We start from the raw sequence: 14,595 nt of genomic DNA, 5'->3' as shown, positions 1-14,595 counted from the left end.
GCTTAAGGTAACGATGAACAACCCCAATGATATGGAGCCCCAATGAGCGACTTTAACCAGCCCCTCGGCGGCAACGAGATGCCACGCTTCGGCGGCCCCGCCACCATGATGCGCCTGCCCACCCAGGACAGCGCCGCCGGGCTCGATGCCGCCTTCATCGGCGTGCCCATGGACATCGGCGCCTCCAACCGCCCCGGCACACGCCTGGGGCCGCGCCAGATTCGCGACGAGTCGCGCATGCTTCGCCCCTACAACATGGCCACCCGCGCCGCGCCCTTCGACAGCCTGCAGGTCGCCGACATCGGCGACGTGGCGATCAACACCTTCAACCTGCCCAAGAACCTCGACATCATCACCGGCTTCTACGACGAGGTGCTGTCTCACGACTGCGTGCCCTTGACGATGGGCGGCGACCACACCCTGACCTGGCCGCTGCTGCGCGCCATCGCCAAGAAGCACGGCCCGGTCGGCCTGATTCACATCGATGCCCACGCCGACGTCAACGAGCACATGTTCGGCGAGGAAATCGCCCACGGCTGCCCCTTCCGCCGCGCCCAGGAAGAGGGCCTGCTGGACAGCAACCGCGTGGTGCAGATCGGCCTGCGCGGCACCGGCTACGCCGCCGACGACTTCGACTGGTGCCGCGACCAGGGTTTCCGCGTCGTGACCGCCGAGCAGTGCTGGTACAAGTCGCTGGCGCCGCTGATGGCCGAAGTGCGCGAGCAGATGGGCGACGGCCCGGTGTACATCTCCTTCGACATCGACGGCCTGGACCCCTCGGTCGCCCCCGGCACCGGCACCGTCGAGATGGGCGGCCTCACCGCCCAGCAGGGGCTGGAGATCGTGCGCGGCGCGGCGGGCCTCAACGTCGTCGGCGGCGACCTGGTCGAGGTCTCGCCCCCCTATGACACCAGCGGCAACACCGCGCTGATGGGCGCCACCCTGCTCTACGAGATGCTCTGCGTGCTGCCCGGCGTGATACACCGCGACTGAGCCGACCCGACCCGGCCCCCCCGGGGCCGGGTTCTACCCATTACAAGATCAATAGGGAAACCCCATGGCCAACTCCTTCGACACCCAACTGGCCAGTCGCGCGGCACCGCTGAGCCGCGCCGGACTGCTGAAGTTCCTGATCCCCTCGCTGCTGGGCATCGGCCTGTTCCTGGTGCCCTTCTCCACCGGCGACACCATCAACATCGGCATGGGCCTGATGGCCGACGGCCTCAAGGCGCTGCTCGGCGATGCCCTGCCGACCATCGCCACGGTCGTGCTGTGCCTGTCCGTAGCGCTGACGCTGACGGTCAAGCTGACTCGGCCCGCCTGGGCCCGCGAGGGCGCCCTGCACGAGCTGTTCGACGTGGCGCCTCTGTGGGTGATCATGCGCGTGCTGGGCGCGGCGTTCGCGCTGATGACCTACTTCCAGGTCGGCCCGGAGGCGGTCACCGCCTCCTTCACCGGGGGCGTGATGCTCAACGACCTGGCCCCGGTACTGCTGACCTTCTTCTTCTTCGCCGCCATCCTGCTGCCCTTCCTGGTCGACTTCGGCTTCATGGAGTTCATCGGCAGTCTGGTGCGCACGCCCTTCCGCAAGATCTTCGGCCTGCCCGGGCGCAGCGCCATCGATGCCACCGCCTCCTGGATGGGATCCGGCACCGTGGGCGTGCTGATCACCACCCAGCAGTACGAGCAGGGCTACTACAACGCCCGCGAGGCCTCGGCGATCGCCACCAACTTCTCCATCGTCTCGATCGCCTTCGCCCTGCTGGTCACCAGCTTCATCGGCATCAACCACCTGTTCGTGCCCTTCTACCTGACCGTGGTGGTCGCCGGCCTGGTCGCCGCCGTCATCGTGCCGCGCCTGCCGCCGCTGTCGTGCAAGTCGAACGCCTACCACGAGCCAGTAGGCTGCCAGATTCAGGAAGAAAACACCGGCGACCAGAGCCTGCTGCGCTACAGCCTGGGCATGGCCGTGGCACGTGCCGAGACCGCCCCGGGTCCGCTCAAGCTGGCACGCATCGCGCTGTTCAACGTCGCCGACATCTTCCTCGGCCTGCTGCCGCTGGTGATCGCCATCGGCACCGTGGCGCTGGTGCTGGCCGAATTCACGCCGCTGTTCACCTGGCTCTCCGCGCCCATGGTGCCGGTGCTGGAATGGATGCGGATCCCCGAGGCCGAGGCCGCCGCCCCCGCCACCCTGGTGGGCTTCGCCGACATGTTCCTGCCGGCGGTGCTGGCCAGCGACATCGAGAGCGAGCTGACCCGCTTCGTGATCGCCTGCCTGTCGCTGACCCAGCTGATCTACATGTCCGAGATCGGCGCCCTGCTGCTGAAATCGAAGATCCCGCTCAAGCTGTGGGAGCTGGTGGTGATCTTCCTGCTGCGCACCGCCATCACCCTGCCGATCATCGTGTTCATGGGCCATTGGCTGGTGGGCTGAGACGATCCCCATGAACCGCGAGAGCCTGAATCCTGAGAGAGAAACGCCCATGACCTGCGCCGACCTGCTGATTCGCCTGCTGCGCGACACCTACGGGGTGGACACCGTGTTCGGGATCCCCGGCGTGCACACCGTTGAGCTCTACCGCGGCCTCGCCGGCGGCGAGGGCAGCGGCATCCGCCATGTCACGCCGCGCCACGAGCAGGGCGCCGGCTTCATGGCCGACGGCTACGCCCGCGCCACCGGCAAGCCCGGGGTGTGCTTCATCATCACCGGGCCCGGCATGACCAACATCGCCACCGCCATGGGTCAGGCGCTGGCCGACTCGGTGCCGATGCTGGTGATCTCCAGCGTCAATCGCCGCGACACCCTGGGTCGCGGGCAGGGCCGGCTGCATGAACTGCCGAGCCAGCAGCAGCTGATCGCCGGGGTCGCCCGCTTCAGCCACACCCTGCTCGACCCCGAGGGCCTGCCCGAAACGCTGGCCCGGGCCTTCGCGGTATTCGAAGGCGCACGGCCGGGGCCTGTGCATCTCGAGATTCCCATCGATCTGTTCGATGCCCCGGTCCGCACGCCGCGGCACTGGCAGCAAGCGGCACTGGCCAAGGCCGCGCCGGATCCCGTGGCCATCGCCGAAGCAGGCGCCTGGCTGGCAGATGCCGCACGCCCGCTGGTGCTGCTCGGCGGCGGCAGCGTGGCCGCCCCCGAGGCCGCTCGCGCGCTGGTCGAGGCGCTCGATGCCCCCGCCGTCACCACCATCAACGCCAAGGGACTGCTCGGCCGCGACCATCCGCTGGACCTGGGCGCCAACGCCTCGCTGCCGGCGGTGCGCGAGCTGGCACGGGACGCCGACGTGGTGCTGGCCATCGGCACCGAGCTCGGCGAGACCGACTACGACGTGGTGTTCGACGACGGCTTCACGCTCGACGGCCGACTGATCCGCATCGACGTGGATCCCCAGCAGCTGGCCCGCAACCAGGCCGCCGACCTGGCCCTGGTGGCCGACGCCGGCCAGGCCCTCGCGGCCCTGGCGTCGCACTTCAAAGGAACCCGGCTGAACCGTGGCGGCGCCGAGCGTACACGGGCCGCCCATGAGGCGATGGGGCTCGCCGAGGACCCGGCCTTTGCCGCCTATGTGCCGCTGTTCGACACCCTGCGCGAGGCCCTGCCCGAGGCGATCCTGGTCGGCGATTCCTGCGCCACCACCTACGCGGCCAACCACCTGGTCGCCCAGCCGGCCCCGCGGCGCTTCTTCAACGCTTCCACCGGCTACGGCACCCTCGGCTACGGCCTGCCGGCGGCGCTCGGCGCCAGCCTCGCCCGCCCCGACCTGCCGGTGGTGGCCCTGGTCGGCGACGGCGGCGTGATGTTCACCCTGCCGGAGCTGGCCTGCGCGGTGGAGGAACGCCTGCCGGTAGTGATCCTGCTGTGGCACAACCAGGGCTACGAGGAGATCCGCCGCTTCATGGACGACGCCGGCGTCACCCGCCTCGGCGTCGACCTCCAGGCCCCGGACTTCCTCACCGTGGCCCGCGGCTTCGGCTGTGCCGCCACCCGCGTCGCCGCCCCCGCCGAGCTGGCCCAGGCGCTGTCCAGCCGCCCCGCCGACGGTCCGCTTTTGATCGAGATCGACGCCGCGGCCTGGGCTCGCGCCGCCTCGCCTGAATTCGGACCTGGAGCCTGACATGCAACGACTCACCCAGCAGTTCATCGACAACCACTGGATCGCGAGCCGCAGCGAGCGCCGCCTGCCGGTGACCGATCCCTACCGCCAGGAGACGATCGCCGAGGTCACCGCCGGCGACCCGGCCGACGTCGACGCCGCGGTGGGCGCCGCACGCCGTGCCCTGCCCGCCTGGCAGGCGCTGGGCGGCGAGCGTCGGGCGGTCTACCTCGAGGCCTTCGCCGACGCCCTCGTCGAGCGCCGCGAGGCGCTGATGCGGCTGTCTTCCACCAACAACGGCAAGGCCCTGGCCGAGACCGCCATCGATCTCGACGATGCCATCGCCTGCTATCGCTACTACGCCGGCCAGGCCCGCGACCTGGAGGCCCGCCAGGGGCGCCTGGTCGAGCATGGCATGGACGGCATCGAGGCCTGCACCTACGAGGACCCGGCCGGCGTGGTCGGGCTGATCACGCCCTGGAACTTCCCGCTGGTCACCAGCGCCTGGAAGATCGCCCCGGCGCTGGCCGCCGGCTGCACGGTGGTGTTCAAGCCCTCCGAGATCACGCCGCTGCCCGAGCAGGCCGTGGCCGAAATCGCCCTCGAGATCGGCCTCCCGGCCGGGGTGCTCAACCTGGTGCACGGCGACGGCGAGGGCATCGGCGCGCCGCTCAGCGCCCATCCGGGCATCGACAAGCTGTCCTTCACCGGCAGCAACGCCGTGGGCGAGAAGGTCATGCGCGCCGCCGCCGAGGGCACCCGGGGCGTGTCGCTGGAGCTCGGCGGCAAGTCGCCGATCCTGGTGCTGGACGACGCCGAGGTCGAGGCCGCCGCCGACTGGGTGATGGCCGGCATCTACTTCAACAGCGGGCAGATCTGCTCGGCGACCTCGCGGCTGATCGTGCACGCATCGCTGGCCGACGCGCTCTATGCGGCGCTGGCCACGCGCATCGATACCATCCGCCTGGGCGATCCGCTGGCCGACGATACCGACATGGGCCCGATGACCAGCGCGCGGCAGCGCGAGGCCGTGGAAGGCTACCTGTCCATCGCCGCCGAGGAGGGGCTTATCGCGGTGCGCGACGCCCGGCACCGCGAGCTGCCCGCCCAAGGCGAATTCGTCGCGCCGACCCTGTATCGCGATGTGCCCGTCGGCAGCCGACTGTGGCGGGAGGAGGTTTTCGGCCCGGTGCTGTGCGCCCGCAGCGTCGACAGCGATGCCGAGGCGATCGCGCTGGCCAATGACTCCGCCTTCGGCCTCGCCGCCACCGTGATCTCGGGCGACGCCGACCGCGCCCGCCGCGTCGGCCGCGCGCTACGGGCCGGCAGCATCTGGTTCAACAGCGAGCAGCTGGTGCTGCCGGAGGCGAGCTGGGGCGGCTTCGGCATCAGCGGCATCGGCCGCGAGCTGGGCCCCTGGGGGCTGGCGGGCTACCTGGAGGTCAAGCACCTGATCGGACCGGCGGGCTGAATCGGCCCTGCCATGCAATACACGACGCCCCGGCCGCCTGGCCAGGGCGTCGTCGTTTCAAAGCGTTTCAGGAAAGACGATCCCTACTCGTCGTGGCCGACCTTCAGCGTCGACTTCTTCGCCTTGCCGTCGTTGGCCTGCCAGGAGAGGCGGATATCCAGGCGGTGATAGTCGTCTTCCTTGCGCGCGGTGATCTTGAGATTGATCAGCCCCTTGGGCGCGAGGCGGATCTCGCCTTCGTCGTCCGAGAACGACAGCACACCCTTGGCCAACCCCTTGGTGATCGCCTTGAGGATCTCCTGGGCGCCCTTGATGCTCTGTAGCGATTCGTGCCGGAAGAGGCTCTTCTCGGTCTTCATGATGGTCTTGCCTTCTTCTGGGTGGCCGCACACCGTTTCTCGAGATAGCGCTCCGGCTCGAAGACCTTGGCATGCGGATAGTCGTTGCTGATGCCGATCACCCGGCCCGCCGGGTCGATGATGGTCACGCCCATGCCATGCCCCTCGAGCCCTTCCTTGCGACGCGAGTTGCGGTCCAGGGTGATGTCGCCCTCGATGTGCAGCATGCCGCGGCGAATCATCAGGCGCTGTCCGGCGGTGAGGTTGATATGGCCGTGCACCACGGCGTGGATGCCCTGGCGATAGACGCGGTCGACGCCGTGTTCGGTCAGGGGAAAATCGACCTTGCGATACTTGGTGCGCAGGGTGTTGGCCAGCGGCCCATAGTAGAACCCGAAGGGATCCTCGAGCACCTGCTCGGAGAAGCGCCGGTTCAACGCCTCGACGCCTTCGTCCTCGATCAGGCGAGCGGTGCTGTCGTCCAGCCCGGCGTGCACGAACAGGAAGGAACCCTCCCGGTGGGCGAGCCGCATGGCCTCGAAGAACCAGGCGAACTCGCCCTCCGGGCGCAGGAACAGCGCGCACAGCACCTGCGACGCGGCGTAGACCTGGCGCAGCGTCAGGTCGGCCTTCTCGCAGGCGGCCTCGAAGTTCGCCACCTTCTTGCGCAGCCGAGCGAGCTCTCGCTCGATGGCCTTGTCGCTCAACTGCTCCCGGGCCATGGCCGGGAAGGCCTCGAACCAGCCCTCGCCGGGAAACAGCCGCCGCCGGCAGCCCTTCCTGCCCGGCACGCCGGCCAGCGGCTTCTTCTTGCCGGCCAGGTACTCGGCGTACACCTCCTTGAGCAGCGGGATGGCCTTGCTGCCCATGCGCACGAAGAGGTGCTCGGTGCGCGGCGAGCGCTCGTGCTCCAGGGCCATCAGCCCCATCAGCAGGCGCATGTCATGGTTGCCCGCCAGCAGCGTCACCCGGGCGCCGCTGTCCATCAGCCGGCGCAGGCTGCGCAGCAGCGTCAGGTTGCTGGGCCCCTTGTCCAGGCAGTCGCCGCCGATCACGAAGGCGCCCTTGCGGCCGCGCTTGGTCAGGCGGATCTCGTCGAGGCCCGGCCCGGTCTGCTTCACGCCGCCCGAGGCCACCAGCGAGCCCACGAAGGCCTGCGCATCGGCGTGCGGGTCGGAGATGAAGAAGACCCGACGCTCGGGCCAGGCCCAGGGGCGATGCGACACCGCGCGGCGCAGCAGGCGGGTGACCACCGCCGGCGAACTGCCGCCCCGCGCCTGGGCGTTGCGCCCGCCCGGCACCCAGGGCTCCGCGGTGGTGGGCAGCGCCTCGGTCAGCCAAGACGGTCCCTTGTAGCGGGGAAAGCCGCGGGGAACACCGCGGGCCTCATCGCCGACATTCGCGCCGGATGTCTCGGAACGGGCCTGACCACTCGCCATGCGCGGGCTCCTGGAGAAAGAAGGGAAGAAGAAAGCAGGGAAGGAGAAAGCGGGAACGAGCCAGCCTATGACCTCGAGGTGACGGTTCGATGACGCCCCGGTGCGCCTGGGCTAGTCGTGGTAGCCATCGCCGCCCCTCACCTTCCAGCGTCCGCCGACATGATGCCAGCGGCCGTGGGCGTCGCGCTCCAGGTAGACCGGCGCGGCGTGATACATGCTCAGCCGGGCGATGTCGTCGAAGGCCAGCACGCCGAGTCGATGGGCGGCGTGGCGGAAGGAGGCCCCGTGGCCGACGAAGACCTTGAGCGTGTCCTGACCGGCCTGCGCCGACAGCGCGGCCATGCGCGACTCGAGATGCTCGGCGACGCGCTCGCCGGCCTCCATCAGCGACTCCGCCCCGGGCAGCGGCAGCCGGAAGTGGCTGTTCGACTTCCAGTCCGCCGGCAGCTCGCCGCAGCGCGGGTCCGCCGCGACCACCTCGGCGATCTGCGCCGCGGTCAGGTTCGCCGCGCAGCCCAGCCCGCGCTCGGCCAGGGCGGAGAAGCTCTCGACCCGCGGCGCCGCCTCGCACGGCACGCCGGCCGAGGAAAGCGCCGCTTTGAGGCCCTCGGCGGTCTGCCAGGCCCGCAGCAGGCGCGAGGCATCGATGGTCTCGGCCAGGCGCCAGCCTTCGGCGGCCAGGGTCTGCGCCAGCGCGAGACCGGCCTCGGCGGCCTGGACTTCCCCACGCTCGGTCAGCGGGAAGGGCTGGTGGGCGCTCGGCGTATCGGCCAGCTGGTGATAGTCACCATGGCGGATCAGCGCCGCGATGGTGCGGGGCGTGCGATTTGTCATGACGCGCCTCCCGACTGGAGACGCGCCGCCAGCGCGCGCAGCTCGCTCGCCAGCGCCTCGCCCTTGACCGCCGCGGCGGCCTCCTCGGGCGCGAACCAGCGCCGGGTACGGTGCGGCTCCTCGCGGTCATGCTGCGGCTGCTCGGCGTCGACGCGCATGGCGAACAGCGCCACCTCACAGGTCGCGCCCCACTTGGCCTGGCGATAGTGGCCCGGCGCCACGGCGGCGATCGCGCCGCCGATGCCGGCCTCCTCGCCCGCCTCCTTGAGCGCCGAGGCCTTGGGGGAAAGCCCCGGTTCGACGATGCCCTTGGGCAGGCTCCAGTGGCGATTGCTGCTCGAGCCGATCAGCAGCACCTCAAGTACGCCATCGCGCCAGCGATAGGGCAGCACCGCGGACTGGGTGTAGTAGTAGGCCGGCCGCTCGCGCCGCTCGGCGCCGTCGGGAAACGGGAAGGGAAAGCCCTCGGGCAGCACCTTCGGGCGCTGTAGCTCGAGCAGCCGCGCCCCGCCGGCGGCGAGCGACGCCCAGGCGACGTCCAGGCCGAGGCGCGCCAGCGCCGCGGTGGGCAGTCGCTTGCCGTCTTCCGCGTCGGGAAGCGGTTCGGGCGAGAGCCAGTCGAGGAATTCCTCCAGCCCGGGGTTGTGGCCGACCACCATCAGCCGCGAGATATCGTCCGGGCAGCGCGCCACCACGTGCGCCAGCGCCTCGGGGTCGCCCTCGTAGAGCGCCGGCTCCAGCGTCACGGCCGCGACGGTCAGGCCCATGGCCTTGGCGCACTTCTCGGCGGTGGCCCGGGCGCGCTCGGCGGGCGAGGTCAGGATGCGCTGCGGCACCCGCCCCTGCTCGGCCAGCCAGGCGCCCATGCGCTGGGCGCCGAGCTTGCCGCGCTTCTTCAGCGGCCGCTCGAGATCGTCAACCGGCACCGACCCGTCGGACTTGCCGTGGCGCAGCAACAGCAGCTCGCGAGACATGGCTAGCCCTCCAGCAGGGGAATGAGATGCCCCGCCACCAGGGCATTGAAGTCGATGCCGCCGCTGACCTCGAACACCGGCACGCCGGCCAGCACGTCCAGGTAGGCGGCCTCGTCGAGGGGCTCGTCGTCGGCCAGGAAGCTGCCGTCCGCACGCTGATAGAAGGGCCCCGCCGACTTCATGATCGCCGCCAGCAGGTCGCGACGCTGCGTCAGATCCACGGCGGCGACCCGCGGCGAGCTCGCGTCGTCGCGGCGCCAGTTGAGGACCACGAAGCCTCCCAGGGTCGCCTCATCAGTCAGGCGATCGGGACCGTAGAGCGCGGCGACGGGCACGTCGTGCTTCTCTTCCAGCTCCCACAGCGCGTCGGCCGGCAGCGCCCTCAGCTGATCCCGGCGCGCGGCCGGGATCAGCGTCTCGAGGCGGGGATTGTGGAGCGCGGTGCCGGGATTGATGCGCGGCTGCTTGGGCACGCCGGCGGCCCGCACCTCGCCGCCCTCGCGCTTGAGGAACAGCCGGTCGTTGGTCAGGAAGACGGTCGCGGGATGCTCCAGGGCGTGCAGCATGGCGGTGGACTTGCCGCCGCCGGAGAAGGCGGCGATGGCCAGCGCCCGGCCGTCGCGCACCAGCGCCGCGGCGTGGCAGACCTGCCAGTCCGCCCGCTGCAGGTGATTCATGTATTGGGCGATGACGAAGTTCACCACCTGGTTGTCGTGGGCCAGGCAGGGCCCGGCCGCGATGCAGTGCGGCGCGCTCTGCAGGAACACCATGCCGGTGCGCACCTTGCGCACCAGCCGGCCGCCGGGCAGGTCGTGGACGCTGTCCTTGCGACCGGTCTTGCCGGGCTCGCGGGCCCAGTCGACGAAGGCGGTGTCCAGCACGGGCGCCTCGCGCTCGATGGCGATCACCTCGAGCGTCGCCGACGCCTGGGGCGCCAGGCAGTGGGCGAAGTAGTCGCCGAGGCGATCGAGCAGCGCGGCCGAGTTGGAGCGAATCGCCAGCGTCGCCCGCCCCATGTCGAGCACCAGCGCACGCTCGAGCAGTTCGGCCTCACCGATCAGCGTCTCGGCCAGGGCCGCCGGCGTGGCGTTCGCGGTGCTCATAGCTCGCTCAGCACGTGGTCGAGGTAGGCGCCGGCGGCGTCGATACCCGCGCCCTCCAGGGCGCCGCGGAAGCCGCCGAAGGCGGACACCTCGAAGACGATCGGGCCGTCCGGGGTCTCGGCCACGTCCACGGTGGTGAAGTCCAGGCCGAAGGGCGCCTGGGCCCTAGTGGCCAGGTCGATCAGCGCCTCCGAGGGCGCATAGGCCTCGTAGCGGCCGCCGCTGTGGATGGTGGTGTTCCAGCTGTCGCCGCTCTGGGGCACGCGGGCGTAGGTGCCGAGGTAGCGCCCGCCGGCGAACACCATGCCCAGATCGCGGCCGGGCAGCTCGACCTTGCGCTGCAGGTACATCATCGGATTGTCGCGGCGGAAGGCCTCGACCTCGGCGCGCAGCGCCTCCGGCGACTGGCCGGCGGAGATCACGCACATGCCCCGGGCCTTGGTCGAGAACAGCGGCTTGAAGACCGCCTCGCCGAAGCGCTGGACGGCCTCGCAGGCGCTGTCGACGTCCTCGGTGACGACCGTCTCCGGCATCGGGATGCCGGCGTGGCGCAGGGTGAGGGTGCAGCTGAGGCGATTGATCAGCCGCAGCATCTTCTCGGCGCCGCTGAACACCCGCACGCCCCGGGCCTCCGCCGCCCGCAACAGCTCCAGGCGATCCAGGCTGTCGGGGCTGTACTCGGCGCTGATCTTCTTCACGACCAGGGCGTCCAGCTCGCCGAGATCCAGGCCCCGGTGGTCGAGGCGGCCGGTGGTCAGGTCGAGGCTGATGTGCTGAAGGTCGATCACCGCACGAAACCCGGTCCGCGCCTCGATGGCGTCGGCCAGCACCTCGGTGGACCACTTGCCGGGAATGCCCACCACGCCGATCCTGGGATTGGGGTCAGTCAACGAAAATCTCCTTCATGGGAATACGAAAACGGTCGGCCTTCTCCAGATCGGCCGCCAGGACCCGCTCGAGCAGATAGCGCGCGCGCAGGAACATGCGGCTGGCCAGCGACTGGTCGAGGATGAAACGGGTCGAGGTGGCGAAGGAGCGCGCCAGCCCCAGCGCCAGCCTCAGCTCGAAGGTGGTGTCGCCTCGGGACGTCGCATAGCGCCGCGCCGTGCGATAGAAGTCCTGGGCCAGGCCCATGATGCGACGGCGCAGCGGGGCATCCATGATCTGCAGCCGATAGTTGGAGACCATGAACACCGAGACGTCCTGCACGTAGTCCATGTAGCTGGAGCGGTGCAGGTCGATGAAGTTGATCCGCCGCTCGAGCGGGTCGTAGATGATGTTGTCGACGTTGAAGTCGCCGTGGATGTACACCGAGAACGGCGCACCCAGCTCGGCCTCCCGGACTCTGGCGCGCTCGACCAGCGCATCAAAGCCGAGCAGGTCGACGCCGCACACCGTCGCGCCGCTGCTACGGAACTCGGGATGGATCTTGTAGACCTCGCCGAGGCGCTTCTCGAGCTGCTGCATGTAGCCGGCGGCGACCGGGGTGTCGGTATGGGTCTCCTGCCACACCGACTTCAGCGTGCGGGTGAGCCGCTTGAGGGCCTCGTCGAGCAGCTCGGGCGGCTCGTTGAGCAGGATGTGCTCGAAGGTGAGGCCGGGCAGGTGCTCGATCAGCAGCGCCGCCGACTGGCCGCGCTTCTTGTAGGACAGGATCCTGGGCGCCAGGCCGGGATAGATCTCGTGCCAGCTCTCGACCCCCTGGCGCTCTTCCTTGACCTTGCGCTTGAGGCCGTCCTTGAAGATCGCCACGTAGTCGTCGTCATCGCCCGTGGAGATGCCCGAGATGCTGCTGCCCGATCGGGTCTCGGCGATGGGCGCCATGCTGAAGGCCTCGTCCTCGCCATCGGCCAGCTCCTCGACCAGCGAGTGCAGCGAGCGATAGCGCTCGAAGTTCATCGACTGCCCCAGGTTGGCCGAGATGATCACCTCGCTGAGATGCAGCAGCACGTCGCCCATCTGGCGGATCGTCTGGGCCACGAACAGCGCCCGGGTCAGGTCCTCGGTGCTGTTGTCGCGCTGCTTGAGCGCGGTGACGCCGTCGCCCACCCGCTGCTGGACGCGCTTGTGCAGCGTGTCCTGGAGGCGGCCGATCTGCAGCGCCTGCTGGGTGTCGCTGTCGGCGACCGCGCCCTCGACCATGGCCACGCCGGAGCGCACCAGCGCCAGCATCGGCGGGAAGTCCTCCGGCGACAGCACCGCGGGATCGTCGACGTCGACCAGCTGGCGCACGCCCTCGCGGGCCAGCTCGGTGAGGCGGTCCAGGTCCGTCGCCACCAGCTCCAGGCTGCGCAGGATGCGCCGCCGCGCCTGGCCCGTCTTCTTGCGCGACAGCCGCCGGACGCAGTCGGCATGGATGCGCATCTTGAGGTTGCGGGCGTAGCCGTCGCGCTCCGAGACGCGCCGGGCGATGGCCGCGGTCGGGGTGGCGAAGAAGGCCTGGAGATTGGCCAGCTGGGAGTCCACCTCGACGCACAGAAAGCGCAGGTTGTCCTGGATGCTGTCAGGTATCCGCTGGATCATGGAACTCGCCCGCATAGAGTGGTTCGGCCGGCAGCGCGCCGGCGCCCACCAGGCGAGGCAGCAGATCGGCCAGATAGAAGGGGGAGAACGCCAGCCGCGGAAGGGCATCGATCCCGACCCAGCACACCTCGAGCTGGCGCTTGTCGGGGCTCGTACCGCTACGCGGCGTGTAGTCATCGGGCACGGTCGCGAGAAACAGGAAGTCGACCTGGTGTCGGCGCAGCGGCGGCTCGGTGCGCTTGAGCTTGACGTAGTCGCAGACCCGCACCAGGGTCGGCGACAGCACCTCGGTATCGATCTCCTCGCGGCACTCCCGCTGCAGGGCGGTCTCCAGGGATTCGCCGGTGTCCTGCCCGCCGCCGGGCAGGGCATAGACGTCGCCCTGCTTCCTCAGCAGAAGCAGGCGCTCGTCGCGCAGGATCAGCGCTCTGGCCGAATTGCGCACCCCGGGAATCAGCTCGGCCATGTTCGAGTCGCTCGTACGTCACACATCGTTAGCATGCCACAAAAAATATGACATATTTGTGACAACGCCCCGCGCCACTCAAGCCCGCGACACCGTGGCCGAAAGCAGGCAAGCTAGCCCGAAAGTCCGCCACAGGGAAGATCGACGGCATGGTCGACGTTCGCGTCACCCGCACCGCCCTGGTGCCCGACCCGCTGCGGGTCCAGCGCTACCAGAAGGCCCCGGAACTGGGCCCGCGTCTGCTGTTCTTCAGCGGCGGCTCGGCCCTCAACGGCGTGTCACGGCGGCTGCAGCACTACACCCACAACTCCATCCACCTGGTGACGCCCTTCGACTCCGGCGGCAGCTCCGCCAAGCTGCGCGAGGCCTTCCACATGCCCGCCATCGGCGACCTGCGCAGCCGGCTGATGGCGCTGGCCGACGACTCCATCCTCGGCCATCCCGAGGTCTACCGGCTGTTCACCCACCGGCTGCCGAAGGACGGCGAACCGTCGGCCCTGCGCGCGACCCTCGACGAGCTGGTGAGCGGGCGCCACCCGCTAACCGACGACATCTCCAACCCCATGCGCCGGCTGATCTGCCACCAGCTCGGCTTCTTCCGCGAGGCGATGCCCGCTGACTTCGACCTGCGCGGCGCCAGCATCGGCAACCTGATCCTGGCGGGCGGCTACCTGAACAACCACCAGCAGCTCGATCCGATCATCTTCCTGTTCTCCAAGCTGGTGCACGTGCGCGGCACGGTGCGCGCCGTGGTCAACAAGGACTACCACCTGGCGGTCACGCTGGAAGACGGCCGCCGGGTGCTGGGCCAGCACCGCATCACCGGCAAGGAGGTCGCGCCGCTGACCTCGCCCATCGCCGGCCTCGAGCTCTCGGCCAGTCGCGACCGCGACGAGCCCGTCACCGCCAGTCTGCGCAAGAAGAACCGCCGGCTGATCGCCTCCGCCGAGCTGATCTGCTATCCGCCGGGCAGCTTCTACTCCAGCCTGCTGGCCAACCTGCTGCCGGAAGGCGTCGGCCGGGCCATCCACGCCAACCGTTGCCCCAAGGTGTTCATACCCAACTCGAGCCCCGACCCCGAGCAGGCCGGCATGGGACTGGAGCAGCAGATCAGCGTGCTGCTCGATACCCTGCGCCGCGACATCGGCGAAGCCCGCCCCGCCCACGAACTGGTGAACTTCGTGCTGCTCGACCGGGCGCGCGGCGACTACCCCGGCGAGCTGTCCGACGCCTTCCTGAAAGAGCTCGGCATCACTCTGATCGACACCCGGCTGATCGGCGAGAGCGGCACGCCGCACTACGATCCCGACCTGCTGGCCACGGCCCTGCTGTCGCTGGTGTAGGCGG

The 14,595-nt window shown here is 69.8% G+C and carries 13 protein-coding genes; 5 read left to right on the top strand and 8 right to left on the bottom strand.

Annotated elements, in window-relative coordinates; translation table 11 throughout:
* Positions 1 to 42 precede the first annotated feature (42 nt).
* The 4 genes from speB (at position 43) to UN84_RS04040 (ending at position 5,571) form a co-directional block, all read left to right on the top strand.
* A complete protein-coding gene (gene speB, locus UN84_RS04055; protein WP_046077778.1) occupies positions 43 to 993 on the top strand; it encodes an agmatinase in 951 nt (316 codons plus the stop codon).
* 64 nt (positions 994 to 1,057) lie between these two features.
* Positions 1,058 to 2,437 carry a YjiH family protein gene (locus tag UN84_RS04050; protein WP_046077779.1) on the top strand — a complete coding sequence of 460 codons (1,380 nt, stop codon included), beginning with the start codon at positions 1,058 to 1,060 and terminating at the stop codon, positions 2,435 to 2,437.
* A 49-nt stretch (positions 2,438 to 2,486) separates the two neighbouring features.
* Positions 2,487 to 4,121 carry a 5-guanidino-2-oxopentanoate decarboxylase gene (locus UN84_RS04045; protein ID WP_082090793.1) on the top strand — a complete coding sequence of 545 codons (1,635 nt, stop codon included), beginning with the start codon at positions 2,487 to 2,489 and terminating at the stop codon, positions 4,119 to 4,121.
* A 1-nt stretch (position 4,122) separates the two neighbouring features.
* Positions 4,123 to 5,571 (top strand): aldehyde dehydrogenase family protein, encoded by a 1,449-nt coding sequence (locus UN84_RS04040; RefSeq protein ID WP_046077781.1) that lies wholly within the window; start codon positions 4,123 to 4,125, stop codon positions 5,569 to 5,571.
* Between the two features lie 83 nt (positions 5,572 to 5,654).
* On the opposite strand, the gene UN84_RS04035 is transcribed toward UN84_RS04040, so the two are convergent.
* The 8 genes from UN84_RS04035 to UN84_RS04000 all read right to left on the bottom strand — a co-directional run bounded on the left by UN84_RS04035 (position 5,655) and on the right by UN84_RS04000 (position 13,248).
* Positions 5,655 to 5,930 (bottom strand): amphi-Trp domain-containing protein, encoded by a 276-nt coding sequence (locus tag UN84_RS04035; RefSeq protein WP_035596484.1) that lies wholly within the window; start codon positions 5,928 to 5,930, stop codon positions 5,655 to 5,657.
* A complete protein-coding gene (locus UN84_RS04030; RefSeq protein ID WP_052719237.1) occupies positions 5,927 to 7,348 on the bottom strand; it encodes a metallophosphoesterase in 1,422 nt (473 codons plus the stop codon). The genes UN84_RS04035 and UN84_RS04030 overlap by 4 nt, the downstream gene beginning before the upstream one ends.
* 111 nt (positions 7,349 to 7,459) lie before the next feature.
* Positions 7,460 to 8,182: a histidine phosphatase family protein gene (locus UN84_RS04025; protein ID WP_046077782.1), complete on the bottom strand. Its 723-nt coding sequence runs from the start codon at positions 8,180 to 8,182 to the stop codon at positions 7,460 to 7,462.
* Positions 8,179 to 9,156 carry an NUDIX domain-containing protein gene (locus UN84_RS04020; protein WP_082090794.1) on the bottom strand — a complete coding sequence of 326 codons (978 nt, stop codon included), beginning with the start codon at positions 9,154 to 9,156 and terminating at the stop codon, positions 8,179 to 8,181. Before UN84_RS04020 ends, UN84_RS04025 begins: the two co-directional genes overlap by 4 nt.
* Before the next feature lie 2 nt (positions 9,157 to 9,158).
* Positions 9,159 to 10,259, bottom strand: a complete 1,101-nt coding sequence (locus UN84_RS04015) for an HprK-related kinase B (RefSeq protein ID WP_052719238.1) — start codon at positions 10,257 to 10,259, stop codon at positions 9,159 to 9,161.
* The gene (locus UN84_RS04010; RefSeq protein WP_046077783.1) at positions 10,256 to 11,149 is read right to left on the bottom strand and encodes a GAK system ATP-grasp enzyme; all 894 of its coding nucleotides are present in this window, start codon (positions 11,147 to 11,149) and stop codon (positions 10,256 to 10,258) included. Before UN84_RS04010 ends, UN84_RS04015 begins: the two co-directional genes overlap by 4 nt.
* Positions 11,142 to 12,782, bottom strand: a complete 1,641-nt coding sequence (locus UN84_RS04005; RefSeq protein WP_046077784.1) for a phosphotransferase — start codon at positions 12,780 to 12,782, stop codon at positions 11,142 to 11,144. The genes UN84_RS04010 and UN84_RS04005 overlap by 8 nt, the downstream gene beginning before the upstream one ends.
* Entirely contained in the window at positions 12,763 to 13,248 is a 486-nt protein-coding gene (locus UN84_RS04000; RefSeq protein WP_052719240.1) for an NUDIX domain-containing protein, read from the bottom strand. Before UN84_RS04000 ends, UN84_RS04005 begins: the two co-directional genes overlap by 20 nt.
* A 149-nt stretch (positions 13,249 to 13,397) precedes the next feature.
* Here UN84_RS04000 and UN84_RS03995 point away from each other — a divergent pair, with 149 nt between their 5' ends.
* Positions 13,398 to 14,591 carry a GAK system CofD-like protein gene (locus UN84_RS03995; protein ID WP_046077785.1) on the top strand — a complete coding sequence of 398 codons (1,194 nt, stop codon included), beginning with the start codon at positions 13,398 to 13,400 and terminating at the stop codon, positions 14,589 to 14,591.
* Positions 14,592 to 14,595 lie beyond the last annotated feature (4 nt).

It is taken from the genome of Halomonas sp. HG01, assembly GCF_000968715.2.
GTDB classification, from domain to species: domain Bacteria; phylum Pseudomonadota; class Gammaproteobacteria; order Pseudomonadales; family Halomonadaceae; genus Halomonas; species Halomonas halophila.
Note: the sequence above shows the minus strand (reverse complement) of the source record. Positions and strands in the feature narration are given on the sequence as shown.

Bases quoted from the DNA above. Each gene is read 5' to 3' on its own strand.
- speB (WP_046077778.1), top strand. From the start codon at position 43: ATGAGCGACTTTAACCAGCCCCTCGGCGGCAACGAGATGCCACGCTTC.
- UN84_RS04050 (WP_046077779.1), top strand. From the start codon at position 1,058: ATGGCCAACTCCTTCGACACCCAACTGGCCAGTCGCGCGGCACCGCTG.
- UN84_RS04045 (WP_082090793.1), top strand. From the start codon at position 2,487: ATGACCTGCGCCGACCTGCTGATTCGCCTGCTGCGCGACACCTACGGG.
- UN84_RS04040 (WP_046077781.1), top strand. From the start codon at position 4,123: ATGCAACGACTCACCCAGCAGTTCATCGACAACCACTGGATCGCGAGC.
- UN84_RS04035 (WP_035596484.1), bottom strand. From the start codon at position 5,930: ATGAAGACCGAGAAGAGCCTCTTCCGGCACGAATCGCTACAGAGCATC.
- UN84_RS04030 (WP_052719237.1), bottom strand. From the start codon at position 7,348: ATGGCGAGTGGTCAGGCCCGTTCCGAGACATCCGGCGCGAATGTCGGC.
- UN84_RS04025 (WP_046077782.1), bottom strand. From the start codon at position 8,182: ATGACAAATCGCACGCCCCGCACCATCGCGGCGCTGATCCGCCATGGT.
- UN84_RS04020 (WP_082090794.1), bottom strand. From the start codon at position 9,156: ATGTCTCGCGAGCTGCTGTTGCTGCGCCACGGCAAGTCCGACGGGTCG.
- UN84_RS04015 (WP_052719238.1), bottom strand. From the start codon at position 10,259: ATGAGCACCGCGAACGCCACGCCGGCGGCCCTGGCCGAGACGCTGATC.
- UN84_RS04005 (WP_046077784.1), bottom strand. From the start codon at position 12,782: ATGATCCAGCGGATACCTGACAGCATCCAGGACAACCTGCGCTTTCTG.
- UN84_RS04000 (WP_052719240.1), bottom strand. From the start codon at position 13,248: ATGGCCGAGCTGATTCCCGGGGTGCGCAATTCGGCCAGAGCGCTGATC.
- UN84_RS03995 (WP_046077785.1), top strand. From the start codon at position 13,398: ATGGTCGACGTTCGCGTCACCCGCACCGCCCTGGTGCCCGACCCGCTG.